Origin of the sequence: Peribacillus sp. NPDC096540 (genome assembly GCF_050278525.1) — a bacterium.
Taxonomy (GTDB): Bacteria; Bacillota; Bacilli; order Bacillales; family DSM-1321; genus Peribacillus.
This window is the reverse complement of sequence record NZ_JBNNTG010000001.1, coordinates 262,521-287,233: the sequence shown is the minus strand read 5'-3', so window position 1 is coordinate 287,233 and position 24,713 is coordinate 262,521. Positions and strand designations below refer to the sequence as shown.

Below are 24,713 nucleotides of genomic sequence, written 5' to 3'. Positions count from 1 at the left end.
TTTTTTATATATCGTTCCCTTCCAATAAAAAGGAGTGTAACATCAATTGTCAAATTCACGAGAAACATCAAATCCCACTGAGTTGAAAAGGAGCCTGAAAGCACGGCACTTAATGATGATTTCATTAGGTGGAACGATTGGAACAGGTTTATTTTTAGCAAGTGGCGGTGCCATCCATACGGCTGGACCTGGAGGTGCTTTGGTAGCATACTCAGCCATTGGCTTCATGGTTTATTACTTAATGACAAGTCTTGCAGAAATGGCAGCATTCATGCCAGTAGCCGGTTCGTTCCGTGTCTACGCATCCAAATTCGTCGATCCGTCTTTCGGTTTCGCGATTGGCTGGAACTATTGGTATAACTGGGCCATTACAATTGCAGCAGAACTCGCTGCCGTTGTCCTGATTATGAAATTCTGGTTCCCGGACAGCTCGTCCATTATTTGGAGTGCCGTTGCGTTAATTATTATGTTTCTTTTTAACTATATGTCTGTTAAAGGATTTGGCGAAGCTGAATTCTGGTTTGCTTTAATTAAGATCGTGACCGTTATCATTTTCTTAATCACTGGATTTTTAATGATTTTCGGAATCCTGGGCGGTAAAGACCCAATTGGTTTTTCTAATTTCACCATGGGAGAAGGTCCATTTAACGGAGGCTTCTTCACAATTCTAGGTGTATTCATGGCAGCAGGTTTCTCTTTCCAAGGAACAGAATTACTTGGTGTTACAGCCGGTGAAAGTGAGAATCCAGAAAAAAATATCCCTAAAGCGATCAAGTCCGTTTTTTGGCGCATACTCTTATTCTATATCCTTGCGATTTTTGTAATTGGAATGATCATTCCGTTCACAGATGCACGTTTATTGAGTGAGGATGTAGCGGTCAGTCCATTTACGCTTGTATTTGAACGCGCAGGTCTTGCATTTGCGGCATCGGTCATGAACGCAGTTATATTGTCATCTGTGCTCTCTGCTGGTAACTCCGGCATGTATGCTTCGACTCGTATGCTATGGGATTTGGCCCGCGACGGAAAAGCTCCGAAATTCCTTGGCAAGCTCGATAAAAGAGGGGTTCCTGTGAATGCTCTTATTGCGACTTCTTTAGTCGGTTGCCTTGCTTTCTTAGCTTCATTTTTCGGAGACGGCGTCGTTTATATTTGGTTATTAAATGCTTCAGGTATGGCTGGATTTGTCACATGGGTTGGAATTGCGATTGCTCACTATCGCTTCCGCAAAGCCTATGTAGCTCAAGGTCTTGATTTGAATGCTTTACCATACCTTGCTAAAGGCTTCCCAACTGGTCCGATTTTCGCGCTCGTCTTATGTATTTTCATTATCATTGGACAAGGCTACCAAGCATTCAGCAGCAGCGGGATTGATTGGAATTCAATGTTTGTTTCTTACATTGGCCTGATTTTATTCTTCGTCCTATGGTTCGGCTATAAGATTAAGTATAAAACTAAAATCGTTCCACTTGAGGAATGTGATTTTAAAGTAAAATAAGCGTTTTAAAGGACCTGATTTCCAGAGGAATTGATATTATCCCCTTAAAGTAGACAGTGTAAAAAGTCCATGAAAAAACATGGATGTTACACTATTACTTGGAGGGGATTTTATTTTGGCTAAAAAAGGGGATAAATTTCAAACTTATTCAGAGGAATTCAAGATTCAGGTTGTCCAAAGTTATTTAAATATTGGTAGCCAATCTGCTATAGCGAAGTAATATGGTCTAAAAAGTAAAACGCAGTTAATGGATTGGGTGCGAAAATATCAAGATACTGGCGGTATTTCAGACTCAAGAGGAAAAAGCAGCGGTAACAAGGGTTTAAAAAACCCCTTGAAGGGACGTCCTCGTACGAAATTCGATAGCCTGGAAGAAGAATTGGAATACTATAAGGCCCAGGTGGCTTACTTAAAAAAAGCATTATCCAAATCTATAGGAGGTGTCCTTGCTCAAACGACTTAACCATCGAGCTCCGATTGAATATCGAATCTCGATGGTTGCCTAGTCTTTTTTTAAGCTGTCTACTTGACGGGGGTAAGTCCAAATCAGGTCCTTTTTTTATTTAAAATGATAGACACGGCATTCAAACGGTCGCAGAGGTTTAACGGAAATTTCCTCAATCGGCAGCTGTTCATAATTGCCGATTAACAGTGTAGCAGACATTGTATCTAACCCTTCAGGTATGGAAAAGGAAGCTTCATAGTCTTTGAAATTACATAATACTAGCAGCTTTTCTTCATTAAGCGTTCTCGTATAGGCAAATATTTGTTCATCATCAGGCCATAGTAGTTCGTAACGGCCATAAACGATGGCTTCATGTCTTTTACGTAATTGAATAAGCTTTTTATAAAAATGAAAGATAGAATTCGGATCGTTATAGGCCTTTTCTGCATTAATCTCCGGATAATTAGAATTGACACCGATCCAAGGAGTTCCCGTCGTAAACCCCGCGTTTCTTGAGTCATTCCACTGAACAGGTGTCCTTGCATTATCTCGACTGCGCGCGTATATGGCTTCCATCATCCGCTCTTCTGTCCATCCATACGAATTCACAAGTTCCTCATAAGAATTCAGCGTTTCAATATCGCGGTATTCATCTATTCTTTCAAAGAAAACGTTGGTCATACCCAGTTCTTCGCCCTGATAAATATAAGGGGTTCCCTGAAGCATATGCAGACAAACAGCAAGCATTTTCGCGCTTTCTACCCGATATTTCCCATCGTCTCCGAACCTTGAAACAATTCTCGGTTGATCATGGTTATTCCAGTATAAACTGTTCCAACCATCCTCCTCTAAACCAATCTGCCACTTGGAAAGAATTCGCTTTAAGTCACTCAGTTCCCACTTGTTGTTGCTCCATTTCCCTTCTGGCCCTCCCCCCAAATCCATATGTTCAAATTGAAAGACCATATGTAGCTCACCTCGTTCTTTCCCTGTGAACAATGTGGCTTCATCAGGTGATACACCAGGCATTTCACCAACTGTAATCAAGTTATAACCTGAAAGCACTCGCTGATTGATTTCCTGCAAAAACTCATGAATGCGCGGACCATTCACGAAAAATGGACTTCCATCACCATGCTGTTTCCCATCCCGGACATCCCCGTCCATATATCGCTGGTCTTTCGAAAGGAAGTTAATAACATCCATTCTGAAGCCATCGACTCCCTTATCCAGCCACCATTTCATCATGCTGTAAATTTCTTCACGAAGCTCAGGATGTTCCCAATTTAAATCCGGCTGTTTTTTACTGAATAAATGCAAATAATACTCATCCGTTGCCTCATCATATTTCCATGCCGAACCTTTGAATATGGATTCCCAATTATTCGGCTCCTTTCCATGCTTCCCAGGCCTCCAAATATAGTAATCCCTCTTCGGATTATCTTTAGAAGACCGGGATTCCTTGAACCATGAATGTTCATCTGACGTATGATTGACCACAAGATCCATCATGATTTTCATTCCACGCTCATGAACTGCCTTCAATAGCCGGTCAAAATCACTCATTGTCCCAAACTCAGTCATTATCGAACGATAATCACTAATATCATACCCATTATCATCATTGGGAGATTGATAAACCGGAGAAAGCCATATCACATCTACACCCAGCTCCTGTAAATAATCAAGTCTCATCAATATTCCTTTTAGGTCCCCTATCCCGTCTCCATCGCTATCCATAAAACTCCTGGGATACACCTGATATACAACCGCCTCTTTCCACCATGTTTTGTCCATTTCCTCCACACCCTTCGTTAAGCAAATTGACATAATTGTTTACATCAATACACCTATTATAAAGAGTGAAACTTCGGAATATTCTTGATTAACGAATCTATTTAAGGAATTTTTATATTATGGATTTTTTTCCTTATTCTGCGATTCCCGTTTGAATCATTTCAATATCTACAGCCAAATCAATTGGAATATGAGGATATACTTCCTCCCAATGTTTTCGATTAAATTTTCTTGTTTTACTTCTAGCGATATCACCCATCGCAGTTGGATCTATATTATTTTCCTGAAACATAGTTAACATCTTATTTAGTTTTTTTTCAATGACCTGCTCAGCTTTATTCTCTATATTTTTCACGTCGAGTGGTTTGCCCAAGTCATACCCTTGTACCTCAAGTATACTTGCCTTTATTTTCACATCAATCCTGACCTTGGGCTCTTGATTTGCATGTAAGATATCATAATGGACACGTGATTGAACGTTATTAATATCAATAAAGTCATTATCCTTCAATTTTATTTCATAACTCCCCAGTTTGAAGTTTTCGCTAAGGACTTTGAATAAGAAACCGTCCTCATAAGGAATATACTTGCCAATGTACCTGTCCTTTTTAAACAGAGCAATCCCTTTCACCCGTACACGCTCGCCTGCTGTTTCCAATAATGGCATAACCGGATCAATTCCTTTACCATGACTGGCATATAAATAGTGGTGCAAATCGACATTAGGTAAATTCGTTCTGATGTTTTGTTCAATTAGCTCTTTTACTTGAACCCCTGGAGTTTTGGATAACTTCGGCTCTATTTTAACTACATCATCAGCTCTGCCATGAACAACAGCTAAATATAGATCTCTTCCCACCATTGGGTCACGCCTATATGTATCGACATAATCATTGAGGCCTTTTCCAGCTAATTCTTCACTATAGAGAATTACTGATAATCTACCACCAACAATTGGAAATGCGGTTTCAGAATTTTTTTGCTTACGAGTAGCTTTTACGTCATGAGAGATGGCTTCATAAACTTCCTTACCTAGGTTTGTTTTCTCTCCAAGTTGAGGAACATTGACAACAACTGTTCCCTTAATCTTATGATCGCCAGCATCATCATAGCCAACGACTTCGGCAATTAAGATATCTTCTAAAATTTGCTTCTCCACTCCGCACGCTGTCATTAATACGCAACCTAATGTAATCAATAGTAGTTTGGTTTTCATGGTTTATGATCCCTCACTTTGTAAACAATCAACTGCCATAAAAATAAAAGGGGTAGGTACAGATACATCATATAAAAACCCATACGGGAAATGTACGTATTTAACAAATCGATTTTATTGCGATTATCCAAAAAAATACAAGACACTAAAATAACCATCAGAATAATAACTAACATTTTTTTCTGTCGGAACCCAAATACCCGTTTCGCACATCTGCTTGCAGCCCAGACTCCAAGGCATGCATTCGGTATCACCATAAAAAGCCACATAGAAATTCCTATGTATTCAAATCTTTCAATAAAGGGTAGGTCCACGATTTTCCATAACGTCAAAGTTGCCCAAATAACATCTTTCAGCTGATCCTGGTGATAGTATGCTAATGAGACAAGAATTGAGATGAGATATAGAAAAGTTGTATAAAGTGCCCCAAGATGGGCCCACTTTTGAGACCGTTCACGCTTTTTTATAAATGGATAATAGACCAAGAGCAGTTCAAAACCGAGATAATTCAGCGTCATCGACTTACATGCTTTCATAATATCTAGAAAGGAATGATCCAGGACAGGTGTCAAATTATAGAAATGAACTTGTTTTAATGGGAAATACTTCAAAAGCATTAAGGGCAATCCAATCATCAGCCCGATCATACAAAAACCGGTGATAACTCTAAACCCTCCCGTAACAAAACTATAAACAAGAATCAGGATGATGGTTAATAACAGCGGGATATTAATACTAGGGAACATCCAAACCTGAATAACCTCTAAATAAGTCCTAATAATAATGATGGAAATCAATATAAAGTAGAGGATAAATACAATATTGAAAGCATTTCCTGCCCATTTACCAAACAAATCTTGATGGACAGCAATCAAATCAAGTGTTTGTGGACCGCGTCCTAAAATTTTGTAGCACATACAAAGAAGAATATTTATGATTAATCCTGAAATCAAGACTGATATCCAGGCATCTTGGCCTACTTCTTTTGCTATGATCCGTTCAAATCCCAATACCCCTACTCCAATTTGCATACCTGGTATGAGGAAAGAGACAGAGAATGGAGAAATCTGTTTAGTCACATTTGTTTGAGCTTCCATGCTTTCTCACCGCTTTCTACACCTTATTCATCAATATCATTTTTGGATTTTTGGGTTTGAGCCTTCTTTCTTATTCTTACTGGATTTTCAGTCCGCAAAAAATGCGGACGTTTTTTCTGTTTTGAAAAGTGAAGTCGAATAAAACTATCTTTAAAATCCTTAATTCTTAGCGGATAAAGCGGTTCTAAATATGGACTGCCAAGTGACGTCAGTTTTAATAAATGACTTAAAATAAATGCACTGCATAATGCTATTCCAAACAATCCGTATAACTGGGCGCCCAATAAAAAGGGAAAGCGGATGAGACGAATCGTATTACTGATCTGGTAAATAGGTACCGTAAAAGAAGCAAGGGCAGCCAAAGCGACAAGCATTAATAAAACATTACTAACAAATCCCGCTTCTACAGCGGCTGTACCGATGACAATACCGCCAACAATACCGATGGTTGAGCCAACCTTTGCCGGGAGCCTCACCGCAGCCTCCCTCAGCAATTCAATCGTTCCTTCAAGCACTATTGCTTCTAAAATCGGCGGAAAAGGGATGACCCCCCGTGAGGAGATTAGGATTGGCAATAAATCCGTTGGAATTACCTGATAATGATATGTTAAAATTGCAACATAAAGAGGCGAAGATAAAACAGAAAATAAAACTGCGAATAGGCGAATCAAACGAAACGAAGTACCGATATTCCAAGTTAGAAAATAATCTTCAAATGACGAAAAAAAACTAATGATGGTGTTGGGACCTATCAATACATGAGGTGATCCATCCAGCATTATCCCTATTTTCCCTTCTGTTAATACACTGGCCAAATGGTCAGGCCGTTCTGTATCAATCAACTGGGGGAACATCGAATTCCGATTATCTGTTATCAGCTGGCTAACAAAAGAAATATCCACGACCGTATCATAATCGATGTCATTTATTCTCTGCATAATCGTATTAATATTTTGTTGATTAGTAATCCCATCTATATAGAGAACTACTAACCTGGTTTGTGAGATACTCCCTACCTGAAATTCTTTTGCCTGCAATTCGGGAATTGGTAGGCGATTACGGATTAAATTTAAATTCGTATCAATCGATTCTACAAAGGCCTCTTTAGGACCCAGGACAGTATACTCCGACTCTGGAGTAGAAATTTGCCTTTTTACACTGTTTACACATGGAATTAACAAACACTTTTCATCATCTTTTTTGTATTGAATCATGATTGATCCTGTCAGCATCAACTCTTTTATTTCGTTTAAGTCCGCCGTTTCTTTTATATCTCCGACTGGAAAATCACTTTTTAATTGGTGGATATCTTTCTTTGGTTGATTCGAGATAACAGGTAGCAATTGTTCATGGGCCTGTTGTGAACTAACTAGTGATTTAAAATAGGAAATGATGTAGCCTTCTTCATTTGGGAATGGGTAAGTAAGAAAATCAGATGACTCTTCAAACTTTTTAAACAGTTCCTGAAAATCCTCAGAAGAATGCTGAAAAGCTGTTACCTCAGATTTCTTTTTTCCATTAAAAAATCTCACTTTCCCCACCCCCTAACACCGTTCTAAGTTTACCCAATTATTGTAACCAGACTCCCAAAAGTTAGTCATAAATTCCCATTACATCAGAACCTGACATAGTAGCTGATTACTCTAGCTAGTGGTTTATCTTTTCATAAAACATAAAAGACCTATCCGTATCATTTTCAAGCTCTTAAAAAGCTGAAAATAAACAAATAAGTCTTAGTATGGAAGGGATTCTTAAATATCATTTTACCCCTTATTAATCACTTTGGGCTTGGAAAAATTCGTGTTACAAGATCACGGAAATCATCAACAAGTCCTTTAACAGGTTTACCATTATTTATATCCGTCACATAATCATTCATCCTTTGAACAAAATCAGGATTCGTAGACACATACACTTTTTCGACAGATGAATCGGCTCCTCTTACAGTGTCGGCGATCCTATCTTTCAATTCATTTGTAAGATCCTTATCCTCCCCGTCATTTAGCACAGCCCCAACATACGCATGATGATCAGTTACAATAACCCAGGCATTTTTTACTTCCTTCAAGGCCTCGACACGATTTGAGATATCTTCAGAAACTCTCAAATCGTTTGTACCATTATCATTTACATTATCATTTAGATTATTATTATTTAGATCATTGTTATTTAGATCATTGTTATTTAGCCTTGTGTCACTTACCTTCATAGGGGTATCATAATTATCCTGATTGTTCCGATTAAGTCCAAGATTTTCATTTGCTCCTTGTTTATCATTTGACGCACAGCCTGAAATCAATAAAGCCATCATCGCACTTGATACTACCGCTTTATAATTCATTTTCCTCACTCCTTACAAATTGTTTAATGCTACTATTTGCAAGGAAGCCATTAATTATTCAGAAGAAGTGACCTTTAACCCAATAATGCCAATTAAAATGCAGCCAACAAAAACTAAGCGCATCGCATCTTTTGGCTCGTTAAAGACAATGATGCCAACAAGGACGGCACCGATTGCCCCTATTCCAGTCCAGATTGCATATGCTGTCCCCATCGGCAATGTTTTTATCGCCGATGATAAAAAATAAAAACTAATAACCATACCGAAAATCGTTATGATAGAAGGAATTATCTTTGTAAACCCCTCCGTGTATTTCAAACTCGTTGCCCATATTACTTCGAATAATCCTGCAATAACTAAGTATAACCAAGCCATCCTTTTCCCCTCCAATACAGAAAAAAGCCCAGTAGGTTATATTATAACCTCCCGGGCTTTTTTCCCTCCGTGTACGCCAAAAAAGTCCTGCGCGCTTCTCTAGGATCAGCCGACACTTAAACCGCGGAACCCTAGAAACTTTTTATTCCCCATACTATATCACGCAATATCAAAAGTGGTCAAATACACCCTCAACCGTTTCGTCTGCTTCGAAGGTTTCATTTTTCACCCTTGATTGTAAGCCAAATATTTTTAAATGGTACTGGTGTTTGTTTAGCTGCATCAACTGTATATTGAACGGCATCTTTTTTATATTGAACATCTTCTGCGATTTCCTGCTGTCTCACTGCTAGCTGATCCGTCTCTGATTTAATTTGATCCGTTTTTGCCTGAATCCGTGCAACGGTTCCCGTCACGTTCTCAATTGCAGGTTTAGTATCCTTATATGTTTTGAGAGCAAAAAACACTAAGTAAATAATGGCTCCAATGAAGAGGGCAAGACTAATATATACAATAAACACCTATGATTCCTCCTTCTTCTTTTATCTCTACTATACCCATATTACTGGGCAGAAAACGACTTGCTATGTATTTTCTTTTATTCCTGGACATATTATTGAAGAGAAAAGGAGGAATGAAAAATGAATCACACACCTCTCATAAAGGCTTGTCTAAAGGCTGGGTTACACTTTATTAGGCATATAACCATTCAGCAGGCTTCCACAATTGCAGGAATCGTTTTTCTAATCATTCATCCAGAAATATTTAGCCCTATTTGGCTAACACTGGCAACCTCTGTCTTAATATTACTCTTTCTTTGACATGAAAATACCCCTCTATAAAAAAGATTTCCCGCAGACGATTCACTAACAACTTTTAAAAGTTCAACCCCAAACATCAAATTATTTGAGTTCTGTGCAGTCATTTTTGTAAACATTTCTTTTAACTTCGATACACTTAGTATAATTTATTTGCCTGGTAGTGTCCCTCTACAGAGCCATATCTGACTATAGATTTGTTGAAAAACATGCTACTGTAGAATAGATTTCACACATCAGAAAGGGGCCAGTCATGGACCGGTTTACACTTATGGCCCGGAGTAAACATGGCTATCAGATCAATGAAATTACGAAAAAACTTAAGCACAATTACAGACATGAAAAAGCCATCTGCTTATGCAACATTAGATAAAAGTAAACAAGCAAGACTACATTGAAGTACATACTGAACAAAAAGCAACCGGCCACCACGTAAAGTATACTCGATTAACGAAAAAGGTAAACAATATTTTTACGAACTACTCAATCATAATGGAGAAATCGGACTTATGTTCATTAATAATCTTCCATTGGAGAAAACCATCCCTGCTCTGGAACGCAGACTTTCTAAGAGTAGAAATCTCATAAATATGTTTAAAAATCAAGCACCGACCGATAAACGGGACAAAGCTTGGGGCATTCTTGCAGTAGAGCATAAGATCGCTATGTTCGAAGTAGAAACTGAATTCATAAAAAAACCTTCGCTATCCTTAAAGTGTAACAGGAAAAGGGCTGAACTTGGCTCTGAAAAGATTTACCTTATTTAATTAAAAAGATAAAAACTGTAGATTCCCTATTTGGTAACTATATAAACTAAGCCCCCTTCCTACTACAGGATGGGGTTTGTCGATTTATCCATTTAGAATTGTGAAACATCGTCTAAAAGTTAGGCTGTTTTCGCATACTTTGTTGCTATCCACCAAGTAATGCGGTGTGGTTGATTTCCCCTCCATTGCTCGCTTTCCGCGGGGCGGGCGGTGAGCCTCCTTGGCGTGAACGCCTGTGGGGTCTCACCTGTCCCGCTGCTCCCGCAGGAGTCTCGCACTTCCTCTCCAATCAACCTTAAATAGTTTCGTTTTAAAAACAACAATCTTTACGAAAAGAGCTAAAAGTTATAAAGAATGATAACCTATACCTATTATCCGAAAATTATAAAAATCGTTATAATTAGGCTATATTCCAATAACCCTAAGGAGGACTTATTTTCATGGATACTCTCATTCAACAGTTTAAAGCTTTACCTACCACGGCCATTTCTGATGCAATGGATGGATTGAACAATCTGGACTCAGCAATTAAACCCCTAAAAGATGAATATCATTTTGCCGGACGTGCATTTACTGTCCAGGTACCAGTCGGTGATAATTCAGCCGTTTTAAAGGCAATCGGTGAGGCCCAGGCAGGGGACATATTAGTTGTTGACTGCAAAGGGGATACATACCGAGCTATCGCTGGCGACTTTGTTGTGGGCATGATGCAAACAATGGAAATTGAAGCTCTCGTCGTCGATGGAGTTATTCGTGATCTAGCAGCCATTAAAGATCTAAATTTCCCTGTATTCAGTAAAGGGACCACTGTTGCCTCAAGCGGTAAGGCTGGTGTGGGTGAAACCAATATCCCAATTTCCTGTGGTGGTGTCACTGTATATCCAGGCGACATTATAATAGGAGATGTAGATGGAGTAGTGGTCGTCCCTCAAGCTATTTGTGAAGAAATATTAAAAAAAGCAAAAAATAAAATCGTAAAGGATGAACAGCGTGCAGAAAAGTATGCAGGAAAGCCTGATGAAATCAGGAAGTATATTGCCATGATGACTGCAAAATCCTAAAGAACTGCCTTATTAAAATTATTCCTTAAACTATAAAAAAACAGGCAGGAAGCTATTGCTCCCTACCTGTTTTTTCGTTAAACCTTTATTTATCAGACTCAACTTCTTTTGAATCAACTTCTTTTGAATCTTCCTCATTGTACGTGTAATCATAATCCGTCGGTTTAATCGGTTTAAAACCATTTGGAGTATAGAATCGGAGTAAGTCTCCGTTTACGACTTGGTCGGATAAATTAAGCATTGTTTCAGCTCTCGTTTTATAATTGAGAATTTCATCATTCTCCTCAACCAATTCTCCTGTGTTCGTATCAAAGTACTTCCCTTTTATGGAAGTAACATCTGGCGTTACAAAGTCTCCATTCCTGAACGGTACTACTTCATTATGATCTTTTGACAATAAATCTGAACCGAATTGTACATAATCATTTGATTTAACCCCTAACAAATGTAGTAATGTTGGGAGAAGGTCTATCTGTCCACCGTATTGATGCATTTCCCCGCCTTCAACGCCTGGAACATGAATCAATAATGGTACACGTTGTAATTGGGCATTCTCAAACGTGCCTACTTCTTTGTCCAGTACTTTTGACATGGCTTTGTTATGGTTTTCCGAAATACCATAGTGATCACCATACATAACGATTACCGAGTTATCATATAGGCCTGATTCTTTCAGATAATCGAAAAATTCTTTAAGCGCTTCGTCGGCATAGCGTGCAGTTTGGAAGTAACTATCAACCGATGCATCACCCGTTGTTTGTTTACCAATTGTTGCTTTTTCCTGATCCATAACATAAGGGAAATGGTGAGATACTGTTATGAATTTTGTATAGAAAGGCTGTTTAAGTGTTTCTAACATAGGAATGGATTCTTTAAAGAAAGGCTTATCCATTAATCCGTAACTTAGCACTTCTTCTTTATTTTCCATATTATAATGGTTTGCATCGAAGAACTGATTAAAGCCAAGAGACTTATACATATTATCCCGGTTCCAGAAAGATTTATAATTACCATGGAACACAGCAGATGTGTATCCTTTTTGACCTAAAATCGCTGGTGCCGCTTGATACGTATTTTGGGATCGGTTTGTGAATGCTGCCCCCTGTGGTAAACCAAACAGAGAATTTTCGAGCATGAATTCAGCATCCGCTGTTTTCCCCTGACCAACTTGATGGAAGAAATTATCAAAATACATGAAATCAGATTTATTATGTGCAAGTGAGTTTAAAAATGGAGTTACTTCTTCTCCATTCAACTTATAGTCAATCAAGAAATTCTGCATGGATTCCAAATGCAAGTATATAACATTCTTCCCTTCAGCTGCTCCGAAGTATTTAGGATTAGGCTCAGCGCTTGTCGCTTTTGTATAGTTGACGACTTCTGCGATATCCGTGCTATTAGCGGTTGCACGCTGGGCATAGGTTTTAGTATTCTGAACCGCATCATAGACAGTATAGTTAAACATGCCTAGATATTTCACAATATAATTCCTGTCAAATGTTCTCGATAATAATTGCGGACGATCCTTTTCAGCAAGTCCCAAATTGAGAGCGAAAATTGCAAGTCCTGCAAGGTAAACCATTCCAACTGTACGACGTTTAACTTTGATGTCTTCCACTTTAAAGTCTTTGAATTTATATAAAACAATTAAAAGAACCGTATCAAGGAAATAAAATACATCATGAGATTTAAATAATGCTAAAGTACTCGGTCCTAAATCCCCGAAATTTTGCACTTGTGTCATGGTTGATACTGAAATGAAATCGGTAAATGAACGGTAGTATGCAATATTGGAGAATAGCCATATGGACATCAATAAGTTCAACCAAATAATCCATTTAAACGATTTTTTACCTTTCGCCAGTAATGCCAACCCAAAGAATAAAATAGCTGAACTAATCGGGTTTATGAATAGCAAAAACTGTTGTAGTCCATTTTCAAGACCTAAGTTAAATTCAACTCGATATCCAATATAAGTTTTAATCCAGAACATAACTACCGCAATAAAGAAAAAGCCTAGTATGTTATTTGCAAATAAATGCTGGCTCTTTTTAATAAAATTATTCATGCTTTCACCTCTATTAATCTAGTGGTTTATATATATAAATTTTTACATACTTACAGAAGACGGAAAATCGCAAACCTTATGATAGCATTCTTTCACTAAGATAGTCAAGATTGCGCAAAACCACTTTTTGTCACAATCTTTACTCCTGCATACAGAACGCTTCTTTAGCTTATGAACAAGCATTTGAAAAAACAACAGAGTTTGGCCCCGCCTTTGAAGTTTGATTTCCTATAATAAATATATAGGAACTCCAAATCTTATTCCAATAAATATCACCATAAATTCTTGGTAAATGTGGATGACAGTTATATTTAATTTCACTCCCCTTAGGCTTTTACCATTATAAACGACTCCATATAAAAACACCAGCACATTACAAAAACTGTAAAAATATATACACATTATAGCTATAAGATTTATCCAAGGCTTCTTTCCTGATAATTCGACAGACTAAAAATGATCTGCGTTTTTTTATTTTATTTTCTTTTTGTCCAGTAATCACTCCCTGAACACCTTTGTAATTCCAGTTCAGAACATACACCTGCATGGGTTCTCTTTTTATCCCTGACGTTATTCGCAAGGCGGATCCTACTTATACTTCAAAGCATTTATTCCTACATTTACTTGTATTCGTGACTGCGAGAAATGGCTTTTCTTATGCTCAATTCGAGTATTATCGACAACTTCCCCTTCTAAATTCCCTATAATTCGATCATTTTCATCTCCTATTTTTGACAATATTATTAGTCTTTCCATGGCTAATACCGCAATTTTTTTTTTTATTAGCTATGATAAAGATAAAGGTTGATTCACAAACACATTGTAAAAAAATTGAAAAGCATTATCTACGATAGCACCAATTTGACTCTGTGATACGTACGTTCCTAAGTTTTTGTCCCCCTTATGCTTCCCTGTGATTATATATTTACTGCTTTCAGACTGAATCGTAAGTGATGTTACTTCCCCACTCTCAAATGATAAATGAATGCATCTTGGATCATTTTCGCTGTTTGTTCATTGTTATTATGAAAGAAGTTGCATACAATCCCAATGATGACCAGCCAAAGTTTACTGGAATTTTTGATTTTAAAATACCCCTGACTCATAAATAGCAGCAAGATAAATAGCAGCGCTAAACAAACGATATATAATAGGAAGAAAGTATATTTATTCTCCTCTGGTTTTTGTTTTTTCTTTGGTTCCCTGCTTTAAGCTCCTAAGAGTCCCTATCCAGCTTTTGATCTCCTTCTGCCAAATAGAACATAGCTGGGATTGTATTCACTAAAGTGCCCAACTCCAAGGCTTGGTAACGGTTGTTGAGCATAAGCCCTCATTATTCAAATGTGGGGATCCTTCAATAAGTACAGTCATGTCTCTACCATTAGGGTATGCACTCTTAGCCTATTTGAGCAAATTTGGTCATAATTTATATATCAATCCTTATTCTGCTTTATATAAAACAAAAAAAGCCTGCTTTCACTTTATGTGAAAGCAGGCTTTGCTATACATCTTTATTATTTAATACCCTCAGAGACTTCTTTAACCATAGAATCAACAGACTCTAAACCGCCACCTGATAAGTACCAGTAGTTAGGATCAAGATAAATGATGTTGCCTTCTTTATAAGCTTTTGTATTTTTTACAATAGCATTTTCAACTGTTTCTTTCGCTGCAGCTCCATCACCAGAAACTGCGTCTCTATCAACTACGAAAAGGTAGTCAGGGTCTTTTTCAGCAATGTATTCGAAAGAAATACTTTGACCATGTGTAGATACTTCTAATTTATCATCAACAGCAGGAATGCCGAATACATCATGGATAATACCAAATCTTGAATCAGGACCGTATGCACTTACTTTTCCACCGCTAGCAAGAATGATTAAACCTTTTTTATCTGTTGGTGCTTTTTCTTTCAAAGCAGCAATGTTTTCTTTAACACTTGCAAATTCTTTAGCAGCCTCTTCTTCTTTACCGAAGATTTTACCAAGAAGTGTTACGTTTTCTTCAAATGATTCCATATATTTTGTAGTATCCACACCTACATAAACAGTAGGAGCAATTTTACTTAACTCTTCATATGCATCAGATTGACGACCTGAAATAAGGATTAAGTCAGGAGCAATCTCGTTAATTTTTTCGAAGTCAGGTTCTTTTAATCCACCAGCATTTTCAGTTGTACCTTCATATTTAGAAAGGTATTTAGGGAGACCATCATGAGGAACAGCAGTCACTTCTACACCCAATTTATCAAGTGTATCAAGAGTTCCCATATCGAATACTACAACTTTTTCAGGGTTTGTTTTTACTTTCGTTTCTCCTAGTTGGTGCTTAACTGTTAATTCTTCGCTTTTAGCCGATTCTTTTTTCGGACTTGATTCTTCTTTTTCATTATTTGACCCACATGCTACAGCCACTACAGCTAGCATTGCAACTAATAGCAGTAAAGATAATTTCTTAATCATTCATGTCACCTCGAAAAGTATTTTTTATTATTTAAAATTACATTTTGAATCCGCAACTTGTTAGAATCCATCTTTATCTCTTTTCCCCTTATATTTAAACAGGAGGCGGCTAATTCTTGGGCGCCCGCCAACTATTAACAGCCTAAAGAGTTTTCGTAATGTTTCCTAGTTGGTTACGAATAATGAAGTAATTTAAAACCATATGGCATAAATCCTAAGTAAAGTACACGCAAATCTTATTATCATTGATATTTTGAATCTCAATATCCATATCATAGATTTCCTTTAATACATTGGAATTAATGACTTGCTCGGTAGGTCCATTTTGGACAACCTTTCCATCCTTAAGTGCGACAATATAGTCGGAATAACAGGATGCAAAATTTATATCATGAATGACGATAATGACTGTTTTCCCTAATTCATCAGCCAATCTTCTTAATACTTTCATAATTTGGACAGAATGCTTCATGTCCAAATTGTTCAAAGGTTCGTCAAGAAGTACATACTCTGTATTTTGTGCAATTACCATTGCAATGAATGCCCGTTGTTGTTGGCCCCCGCTAAGCTGATCAAGAAACTTATCCTGCATATTCGCAAGTTCCATATATTCAATCGCTTCATCGACATATTTCCAATCCTCTTTAGTCAATTTTCCTTGTGAATAAGGGAATCGACCAAAGGCGACGAGTTCACGAATCGTTAATCGGATATTTATGTGGTTAGCTTGCTTTAGGATAGCTATTTTTTTCGCTAGCTCATTGCTGTTGAATTTCCCCATGTCTTTACCATCAATCAGGACTTCCCCTGAATCTTTAGTAATGAGCCGGCTGATCATCGAAAGAACCGTACTTTTCCCCGCACCATTAGGTCCGATGAAAGAAGTGATTTTCCCTTTGGTAATTTCAATGGATACATCCTCGACAACCGTTTTATTATTATATTTTTTGAATAAACTTTTCACTTCTACCATGACTTATTCTCCTTTAATAGAAGATAGATGAAATAGACACCGCCAACAAAGTTGATAATGACACTCAAAGTGGTTGAGAAGGTGAAGATTCTCTCAACTATGAATTGGCCGCCGACCAAAGCAATCACACTAATCAGCATCGCACTCGGAATGATATGTTTGTGCTGATAAGATTTAATAAATTGATAAGCCACATTGGCAACAAGTAAGCCGAGGAATGTGATAGGACCTATCAGAGCCGTTGAAATGGAGATTAAAATCGTGACAACGATTAAAACCCGTTTCGTAACAAAATCATAATCCACACCTAAGTTTATGGCTTGGTCTCTCCCTAAGGACATGACATCTAAATACTTCAAAAATCTCATAAAATATACGATTACTGCTATCATGAGGACAATAGCTAATGTCAATAAGTCCGTATTGACATTGTTAAAACTCGCAAACATTTTATTTTGAATGATTTGAAATTCATTCGGGTCAATCAATACCTGCATAAATGATGACATACTGCCGAATAATGTTCCGAAAATGATGCCTATCAGCAAGAGAAAATAAATATTTCGATTTCGCTTGAACATGAACTTGAACAGCAGACTGGAGAAAATAAGCATAGCTGTCAAAGTAACAAGGAAATTGAGATTTTTATTTAAAATCATGACATGTGTTGAACCGAACAGAAAGATGACTCCTGTTTGAATCAGCATATACATAGAATCTAATCCTAAAATGCTCGGTGTTAAAATTTTATTATTTGTTACTGTCTGAAAAACTACTGTTGCAAAGGCAATCGCACAACCAACCACAATTATGGCGATAATTTTGATAACCCTTCTTGGAAGTGCATAATCCCAATTTGGGCCAAGATCCCAAAAGATATAACCTGCTGTTAAAACAGTTGCAACAGCAGCTAGTAAAATAATTTTTCCTCTATTATTCATATGCCTTTCTCCTCATTATCAGATAGATAAATACGGCGCTTCCTATTACACCAACTACGAGACCAATCGGAATTTCAAATGGATAAATGATAATCCGGCCCAGAATATCGCAGATCAATAGGAACACAGCCCCTAGCAATGCTGTATGAGAAAGACTCTTCTTCAAATTATCACCAAGGTAAAGTGAAACAATATTAGGTACAATCAGTCCTATAAAAGGAATGGTTCCTACGGTTAACAAGACGACAGTAGAGGATAATGCTACGATAACCAATCCAAAATTGACTACAAATTTATAATTAAGTCCAAGATTGATAGCAAACTCCTCACCCATACCTGCCACAGTGAATTTATTAGCAAAGAAGTATGCGAGAATGACCAAAGGGATACTTAAATATATTAGTTCATATCTTCCCGACATAATCATCGAGAAATCCCCATTCATCCATGTGTTGAGACTTTGAATCAAATCATATTTATAAGCAAAGAAAGTTGAAATAGATCCGACGATATTACCAAACATCAAACCAACCAATGGAATGAAAATCGTATCCTTATATTTAACTTGATCAAGAATTTTCATGAACAAGAAAGTGCCTGCCAAAGCGAATATGAAGGCGAATGCCATTTTCTCAATAAGTGCTGCTGATGGAAAAATGATAATAGCAAGAAGAAGTCCCAACCTTGCAGAATCCATCGTACCGGCAGTTGTTGGTGATACAAATTTATTTCTGCTCAATTGCTGCATGATTAGGCCACTGATACTCATAACCACCCCAGCAATGACAATAGTTACCACTCTAGGAAAACGGCTTTGCAGCATTATTTGCACTTTATCATCACTTAAATCTAATAAATCGAGAGGCGTAATATCTTTTACTCCAATGAATAATGAGGTAAATGATAAAACAATTAACGCCGTGACTAAATATCTTATCTTCATCTTCATTTCCTACTCTTCCTATATCAGTAAAAACACAGTGATAATATTTTTAATTGAAAATATATGAATAAAGACTATAAGTACGTTTTTATCTATTTTTAATTAAAAATAAGACCCATGAGCTACAATAACTGCACGTGTTTTCGTTTTTTTGATAATGAGATTCATTATCAATATCGTAGTCATTTCTATTCTACCATTCCTTTGACATGTGTCAACATATACAAGCGAAATACTTTGATAAATTGGAAATTGCATCCTCCCCTGTTTCCACAATCCATTTATAGTAAATATAAATTTGTGGATTAGATTTGACATATTAAACCATGCATTTCGCAACATTAAGTGCTAAAATCAAAATAACATATATTTACTCTGTCAATGAAAGTAGCGATATGATGAAAACTTTTCTTTCTAAAATGTTCACAAAAAAAGAGAAAATCCAGATTGAATTTTGTCAAAATAATCTTGACCGATTCCTTAATGAACAAACACTCGCTGTTTATGGAAAGTTCTTGACGAACCCCCGGATTCAATATAAAGAATATGAATGTTTAAGTGAATGTAAACTTTGTAAAAAGACACCCTATGCTAAAGTAAACGGGGAGATTATGAGTGGGGAAAATACACAAGATTTGTTAAACCAGTTACAAAACATATTAAAATAAATACGGGCCAAGCAACTTCAAATTGCTTTGGTCCTTATTTTATTGTAGAGACTTTAATTATATCCCTAAAATTATAATGAAGAAAAACTATAACTCCTATTCCTTCTATACTATAGGACTGAATAAAAGGATTAGCGGTACTACTTATTTTTTGTTATCAATTTTTCTGCCTATTAGACAACAAATGCATATGATATAAGTTAATAAAATAGATGATACATATGAGGCTGATTTGAATTTCGCCTTATATTTTGTCATCTAATCGATTCCTGTGGGACTTTTTATTATTTTGTTTAAAGATACCATTGAATACTACTCCTCTTCCATCTTTCGTTACTTCCTTTGCAATGAAATGTTTCATGGGGCGTTATGGAAAAAGGAGATCTTAAGTACTTCGCATACTACTGTTTCACGGCTAGAACTCTCTTATTGTTGTTTTATCCTTATTTATAAGTAGAGAAATCCCCATCGGATTTTTGCAGATGGGGATTTCTTTGATATTGGTTTTACAATGGATTTATGAGGAGTAGCAAAATACTTAACTACTACTGGGCACCAAGCCATAGAGTGCCCTTTATCAACCTAGTAGATACTTCCTGTTTTTTACTATTTTTATCGTTTATACTGTTTTTTCAGTATTATATATGATAATTTATGGAAAAAAGATTAATTAGGAGGACGTCTGTGAAAAAGATCATACCAACGATTGTTTCTGTTGTCTCTCTAAGTCTTATCACTGGATTGCCGGGCCTAGGCTCTATCGCTCAGGCAGATGAATTTACCCCTTATTATGGCAAGGGTCCAAGCTACATACAGCCTGAGAATCTCTCCTACCTTTTCCCAGACCCTAAAGTTTCCTTCAAGACACCTTCCTTTCAACATGACAAGATTGCCTTTACGAGCCAAGAAGAAATGATTGCTTATATCAAAACCCTATCCCACAAAAGTGAAAATATCCAGATTAAGACAATCGGTCAATCTACAGAAGGACGCGATATCCCGATGCTCCTTTTCAGCAAGGATTCAAAAAAGCTGAAAAAGGACACTAATAAACCGTTGATTTGGATTCAAGGTCAGATTCATGGCAATGAACCCGCCTCTGGTGAATCTACATTAGTGATTGCCCAATGGCTTGCTGAAGGAAAACTTGGTGACGTCCTCGATAAAGTGAACATTGCCATCGTTCCACGCGTAAATCCAGATGGCTCCTATTATTTCAAACGATTTACCGCAAATGACATGGATGCGAATCGAGATTACTTAAAAGTGGAGTATCCTGAGGTACAGACTATTCATCAAGCCATCAATGAATATGAGCCTGAAGTCATTCTTGATGTACATGAATATACAGTGAACCCCGCTCCCCTTAAAAATGTAGGCGCAAATGGATCCATCGCTTCCTATGATCTGCTCATTTCATCAGCAAAGAATTTAAATATTCCGGAACAGCTTCGAAAAGCATCCGATGAACTTCTTTTGCCTAATGTTTTTAAAACATTGGAAAAAGAAAAGCTTTCCTATCATGATTACTATACACTCGATACTTCTGATACTGGAATTCTTACGGCTACTGAAGGAAGCACAGAAGCCCGCATCGGTCGCAACGCTCTCGGATTGAAAAATACGATGACCTATTTAATTGAAACTAGGGGAATCAATATCGGTCGTACTGACTTCAAACGTCGTGTTTATGCACAAGCTACAGCTCAGGCTGCCTTCATTAAAACGACAGCTGATCAGGCCAATAAAGTAAAAAAGGTGGTCACGCAGGCTGAAAATGAAGTGGTGAAAAAAGGGAGAAAAGCAAATGATAATGACAAAATTGTCATCACTAGCGAAAATAAATTAATGAAAAATCAAAGGTTAACAGTAGTCGATTTAGCAAAAGCCAAAAAGGTCGATACGCCTATCGATTGGCTGGATTCTACCGATGCCTACCCTACCCTTGTTAGAGATCGACCAACAGCCTATATCCTTCCACCCGAATACAAAGATATTGCACAAAAACTGCAGGTATTGGGAGTTCAAGTGAAAAAATTAAAAAAGCCTGTAAAAATACCTGTCGAAAGCTATAACGTAAAAGATTTGACGGTTTCCACTGAACTTGAAAGCGGGCACACAATCAAAGAAGTGAAAACCACTGTCACTAATAAAAAACAAGATTTCCCAAAAGGAAGCTATGTATTTAACATGGACCAACCTGACGCTAACTTCATTTCCCTTGCACTCGAGCCTGAAGGAATAGATAGCTATGTAACATTCAGCTTCATCCCTGCTGTTAAGGGAAAAGAACTTCCGATTTATCGCTATATGAAACAATCAGCATTACCAGTTAAATAAAACATTTCGACTACTTTCTAAAACGCTTTAGCAGCTTTCGTTGCTGAAGCGTTTTATTTTTGAACTCCTATTTAATTCACTTTTAAACCTATTGGCCGACTTTATTTTTTGAATGTGTTGAGAGTTTTTGAATATATATAAACGGACGATGTGTTTAGGAGGGGGAACGACTTTGAACCAGCATGTGCAATTGGAAATGAACCGCCTTATTCATCGCTTAAAACAAGACCAATCTGCAGATGGATCTTGGAATTATCCCTTTGACACTGGGATAACAGCTGATGCCTATATGATTATTTTACTTAAAGTTTTAGAAATAGAAGATGCCTCTTTAATAGAGGCATTAGTAAAAAGGATTGAAAGCAGACAAACGGAAAACGGTTCTTGGAGACTTTTTCATGATGAAAAGGACGGTAATCTTTCAGTCACTATTGAAGCTTATTATGGTCTTCTTTATAGCGGACTGCGAAAAAAACAAGATCCTCATATGAGGAAAGCCAAACAATTCATTCTTTCTCAAGGTGGAATTAAACAGGCCAAAATATTAACTAAAATGATGCTCACCATCACTGGACAATATAAATGGCCACTCCTATTCCCGATCCCGCTCGAAGCTATATTACTGCCGCCAACATTCTTCTTCAGCATTTATGACCTATCCGTATATGGGCGTGTCAACATGGTCCCTATGCTTTTACTAGGACATGAAAGGTTCCAGATCATGACCCCAAACACACCTAGTTTAAAAGATTTATATCAAACAAGGGAGGAACGGTCTGAAGAGCATGTGTGGAAAGAATATCGAACCGACGAATACCGCTCCTTCTTTTCCAAACTTCAAACAGGTGTCAAAACTTTAATTGGTTATCCAGATTATCTTCATTCCTTGGCCCTAGAAACCACAAAACGATTTATGCTCGACCGGCTAGAACCCGACGGAACGTTGTATAATTATTTTGGGGCTACCTTTTTCATGATTTTTGCCCTACTTTCAACCGGCTACTCGAAAAAAGATCCTGTAATCCTAAAAGCTGTTTCCGGTTTAAAGGGAATGTCCTGTTCCATTGATGGTCACACACATATCCAATTTACAACAGCACATGTTTGGAATACATCCTTAATCAGCTATGCCCTGCAAGAAGCCGGACTGCCATCAAAAGATGAAACTGTAAAGTCCGCCAATCAGTATTTACTGTCACGCCAGCATTATATGTATGGAGATTGGTTAATTCATAATCCTGACGCGGTCCCAGGTGGCTGGGGTTTCTCTGATTTGAATACAATGAATCCAGATGTAGATGATACGACGGCATCATTACGGGCGCTTGCAGGTCAAATGCAAGCAAAACCTGGTAATCTGGAAAGCTGGCAGCGTGGTGTCGCCTTCACAATTTCCATGCAAAATGACGATGGAGGATTTCCCGCATTTGAACGAGAAAGCGATCATAAATGGGTACATCTCATTCCTTTCGAAGGATCACATTACCTCTTGACTGATCCGTCGACAGCTGATTTAACAGGCAGGACGCTTGAATTTCTAGGGAACTATACAAATTTGAAGAAACCTGAGAAAGTCAGCAAAAAAGCCGTAGATTGGCTCTTGAAAGACCAGGAGCAGGACGGCTCCTGGTACGGACGCTGGGGAATATGTTACCTATATGGCACATGGTCAGCACTGACTGGACTGAAGGCAGCTGGGCATTCCTCTGAACATCCTGCCATCAAAAAAGCCATCTCCTGGTTAAAAAAAATCCAAAATAAAGATGGCGGCTGGGGTGAATCTTGTTATAGTGACATCAAGCAGCATTATATACCTCTCGGGACCAGTACCCTGACACATACGGCTTGGGCTGTGGATGCGTTGATTGCAACATCTGACAAACCCACACCTGAAATTGAAAAGGGCATCACCTATCTCACCCGCGGAGCTCAAAAAGAAGACTGGACCAATGACTATCCTGCAGGCCAGCTCATGGCAAGCGTTTTTTATACCCATTATCACAGCTATCGCTATATTTACCCGCTACTGGCCTTAAGTCACTACAGAAACAAATTCATGAATGTCTAGGCGCTGTTTATCAGCGTTTTTTCTATCTAAAGCTGTTGAATATGTGGATTACTTGTGGAAAAGGAAGCTAGATGAAGATACAGTTATCCACAAATCAAGGTTATCCACATCATTTTTTTCAATAAAAGGACAACATCCCGTTCATCGACGATTAATTATCCACAATCGTTGTGAGTATTACTCATTCTTCCTTTTTTGTTAAGTAATTAGGCAGAAAGGATACTGGTTTTGTGGATAATTTGGGGATGAATTCTCACTGTTTTATTATTTTTCACTTCCAAACTGTATCAAGTTTATCGCTATAGAATTCTATTGCTTTTGCATATGACTGGATTGCATGATCCTTAGACGTTTCCGCAATAATTTTCAGTAAGGATTCCATTGCCAAATTGTGATGTCCTAAATTATAGAATGCCATGGCTCTAAATACTATTAAGGCCTTGTCCTCAGGAAACTTGCTCAGCCCTGTTTCTAATGTTCGTTTTGATTTTTCATATTCTCCAATGGTACGATATGTACTCCCCAACCCTAAGTATGCACCTTTTGCATCCTCCTCTGATAAACCCAATGTGAGCGCTGTTTCATAATAGGGCACAGCCTGTGACTCAAGCCCAAGAATATCTAAACTCCAGGCACATTGATACTGAATTACAGCATCATTAGGATTTTCTTTTGCAAGATTCATTAAAAGACGATTCGATTTCTCGAATTCTTTCTGGTGCCGCAACGATAGCGCCATTTCTAAATTATCCACTCTCATTCCCCCATTGAAAAAATCTCTACGTGCTTATTTCTAGATGCAGCCCTTTATTTCCTACTCAAGCTCAAGAAAGTA

20 protein-coding genes are annotated in these 24,713 nt (G+C 37.6%); 7 read left to right on the top strand and 13 right to left on the bottom strand.

What is annotated here, in order from left to right:
• The first annotated feature begins 46 nt into the window (after positions 1-46).
• Entirely contained in the window at positions 47-1,498 is a 1,452-nt protein-coding gene (locus ACQKMR_RS01275; protein WP_427695641.1) for an amino acid permease, read from the top strand.
• A gap of 559 nt (positions 1,499-2,057) precedes the next feature.
• On the opposite strand, the gene ACQKMR_RS01270 is transcribed toward ACQKMR_RS01275, so the two are convergent.
• The 7 genes from ACQKMR_RS01270 to ACQKMR_RS01240 form a co-directional block, all read right to left on the bottom strand.
• Complete coding sequence (locus ACQKMR_RS01270) at positions 2,058-3,740, bottom strand: glycoside hydrolase family 13 protein (RefSeq protein WP_427695640.1); 1,683 nt, start codon at positions 3,738-3,740, stop codon at positions 2,058-2,060.
• A 133-nt stretch (positions 3,741-3,873) separates the two neighbouring features.
• Positions 3,874-4,956, bottom strand: coding sequence for a Ger(x)C family spore germination protein (locus tag ACQKMR_RS01265; RefSeq protein WP_427695639.1), 1,083 nt, complete (start codon positions 4,954-4,956; stop codon positions 3,874-3,876).
• Positions 4,953-6,053, bottom strand: a complete 1,101-nt coding sequence (locus ACQKMR_RS01260; protein WP_427695638.1) for a GerAB/ArcD/ProY family transporter — start codon at positions 6,051-6,053, stop codon at positions 4,953-4,955. The genes ACQKMR_RS01265 and ACQKMR_RS01260 overlap by 4 nt, the downstream gene beginning before the upstream one ends.
• 23 nt (positions 6,054-6,076) lie before the next feature.
• Positions 6,077-7,585: a spore germination protein gene (locus tag ACQKMR_RS01255; protein WP_427695637.1), complete on the bottom strand. Its 1,509-nt coding sequence runs from the start codon at positions 7,583-7,585 to the stop codon at positions 6,077-6,079.
• 245 nt (positions 7,586-7,830) lie between these two features.
• Positions 7,831-8,394: a YhcN/YlaJ family sporulation lipoprotein gene (locus ACQKMR_RS01250; protein ID WP_427695636.1), complete on the bottom strand. Its 564-nt coding sequence runs from the start codon at positions 8,392-8,394 to the stop codon at positions 7,831-7,833.
• A 54-nt stretch (positions 8,395-8,448) separates the two neighbouring features.
• Positions 8,449-8,769, bottom strand: coding sequence for a quaternary ammonium compound efflux SMR transporter SugE (gene sugE / locus ACQKMR_RS01245; RefSeq protein WP_427695635.1), 321 nt, complete (start codon positions 8,767-8,769; stop codon positions 8,449-8,451).
• Positions 8,770-8,987: 218 nt separating this feature from the next.
• Positions 8,988-9,290 (bottom strand): DUF948 domain-containing protein, encoded by a 303-nt coding sequence (locus ACQKMR_RS01240; RefSeq protein WP_427695634.1) that lies wholly within the window; start codon positions 9,288-9,290, stop codon positions 8,988-8,990.
• A gap of 120 nt (positions 9,291-9,410) precedes the next feature.
• Here ACQKMR_RS01240 and ACQKMR_RS01235 point away from each other — a divergent pair, with 120 nt between their 5' ends.
• The 3 genes from ACQKMR_RS01235 to ACQKMR_RS01225 all read left to right on the top strand — a co-directional run bounded on the left by ACQKMR_RS01235 (position 9,411) and on the right by ACQKMR_RS01225 (position 11,415).
• Positions 9,411-9,590 (top strand): hypothetical protein, encoded by a 180-nt coding sequence (locus ACQKMR_RS01235; RefSeq protein ID WP_427695633.1) that lies wholly within the window; start codon positions 9,411-9,413, stop codon positions 9,588-9,590.
• A 506-nt stretch (positions 9,591-10,096) separates the two neighbouring features.
• Entirely contained in the window at positions 10,097-10,354 is a 258-nt protein-coding gene (locus tag ACQKMR_RS01230) for a hypothetical protein (RefSeq protein WP_427695632.1), read from the top strand.
• Between the two features lie 440 nt (positions 10,355-10,794).
• The gene (locus ACQKMR_RS01225) at positions 10,795-11,415 is read left to right on the top strand and encodes an RraA family protein (protein WP_427695631.1); all 621 of its coding nucleotides are present in this window, start codon (positions 10,795-10,797) and stop codon (positions 11,413-11,415) included.
• 85 nt (positions 11,416-11,500) lie between these two features.
• On the opposite strand, the gene ACQKMR_RS01220 is transcribed toward ACQKMR_RS01225, so the two are convergent.
• From ACQKMR_RS01220 to ACQKMR_RS01200, 5 genes are all read right to left on the bottom strand, one after another.
• Positions 11,501-13,483, bottom strand: a complete 1,983-nt coding sequence (locus tag ACQKMR_RS01220) for an LTA synthase family protein (protein WP_427695630.1) — start codon at positions 13,481-13,483, stop codon at positions 11,501-11,503.
• A 1,514-nt stretch (positions 13,484-14,997) separates the two neighbouring features.
• Positions 14,998-15,942, bottom strand: coding sequence for a siderophore ABC transporter substrate-binding protein (locus tag ACQKMR_RS01215; protein ID WP_427695783.1), 945 nt, complete (start codon positions 15,940-15,942; stop codon positions 14,998-15,000).
• 217 nt (positions 15,943-16,159) lie between these two features.
• Entirely contained in the window at positions 16,160-16,918 is a 759-nt protein-coding gene (locus ACQKMR_RS01210) for an ABC transporter ATP-binding protein (protein WP_427695629.1), read from the bottom strand.
• The gene (locus tag ACQKMR_RS01205) at positions 16,912-17,859 is read right to left on the bottom strand and encodes an iron chelate uptake ABC transporter family permease subunit (RefSeq protein ID WP_427695628.1); all 948 of its coding nucleotides are present in this window, start codon (positions 17,857-17,859) and stop codon (positions 16,912-16,914) included. The genes ACQKMR_RS01210 and ACQKMR_RS01205 overlap by 7 nt, the downstream gene beginning before the upstream one ends.
• Positions 17,852-18,802: an ABC transporter permease gene (locus ACQKMR_RS01200; protein ID WP_427695782.1), complete on the bottom strand. Its 951-nt coding sequence runs from the start codon at positions 18,800-18,802 to the stop codon at positions 17,852-17,854. Before ACQKMR_RS01200 ends, ACQKMR_RS01205 begins: the two co-directional genes overlap by 8 nt.
• Before the next feature lie 326 nt (positions 18,803-19,128).
• Between ACQKMR_RS01200 and ACQKMR_RS01195 the strand changes: the two genes are divergently transcribed.
• The 3 genes from ACQKMR_RS01195 to shc all read left to right on the top strand — a co-directional run bounded on the left by ACQKMR_RS01195 (position 19,129) and on the right by shc (position 23,878).
• Positions 19,129-19,470, top strand: a complete 342-nt coding sequence (locus tag ACQKMR_RS01195) for a DUF1450 domain-containing protein (protein WP_427695627.1) — start codon at positions 19,129-19,131, stop codon at positions 19,468-19,470.
• A 684-nt stretch (positions 19,471-20,154) separates the two neighbouring features.
• The gene (locus tag ACQKMR_RS01190) at positions 20,155-21,810 is read left to right on the top strand and encodes a M14 family metallopeptidase (protein ID WP_427695626.1); all 1,656 of its coding nucleotides are present in this window, start codon (positions 20,155-20,157) and stop codon (positions 21,808-21,810) included.
• Positions 21,811-21,982: 172 nt separating this feature from the next.
• Positions 21,983-23,878: a squalene--hopene cyclase gene (gene shc, locus ACQKMR_RS01185; protein WP_427695625.1), complete on the top strand. Its 1,896-nt coding sequence runs from the start codon at positions 21,983-21,985 to the stop codon at positions 23,876-23,878.
• A gap of 271 nt (positions 23,879-24,149) precedes the next feature.
• On the opposite strand, the gene ACQKMR_RS01180 is transcribed toward shc, so the two are convergent.
• The gene (locus tag ACQKMR_RS01180) at positions 24,150-24,638 is read right to left on the bottom strand and encodes a tetratricopeptide repeat protein (protein ID WP_427695624.1); all 489 of its coding nucleotides are present in this window, start codon (positions 24,636-24,638) and stop codon (positions 24,150-24,152) included.
• Positions 24,639-24,713: the final 75 nt, after the last annotated feature.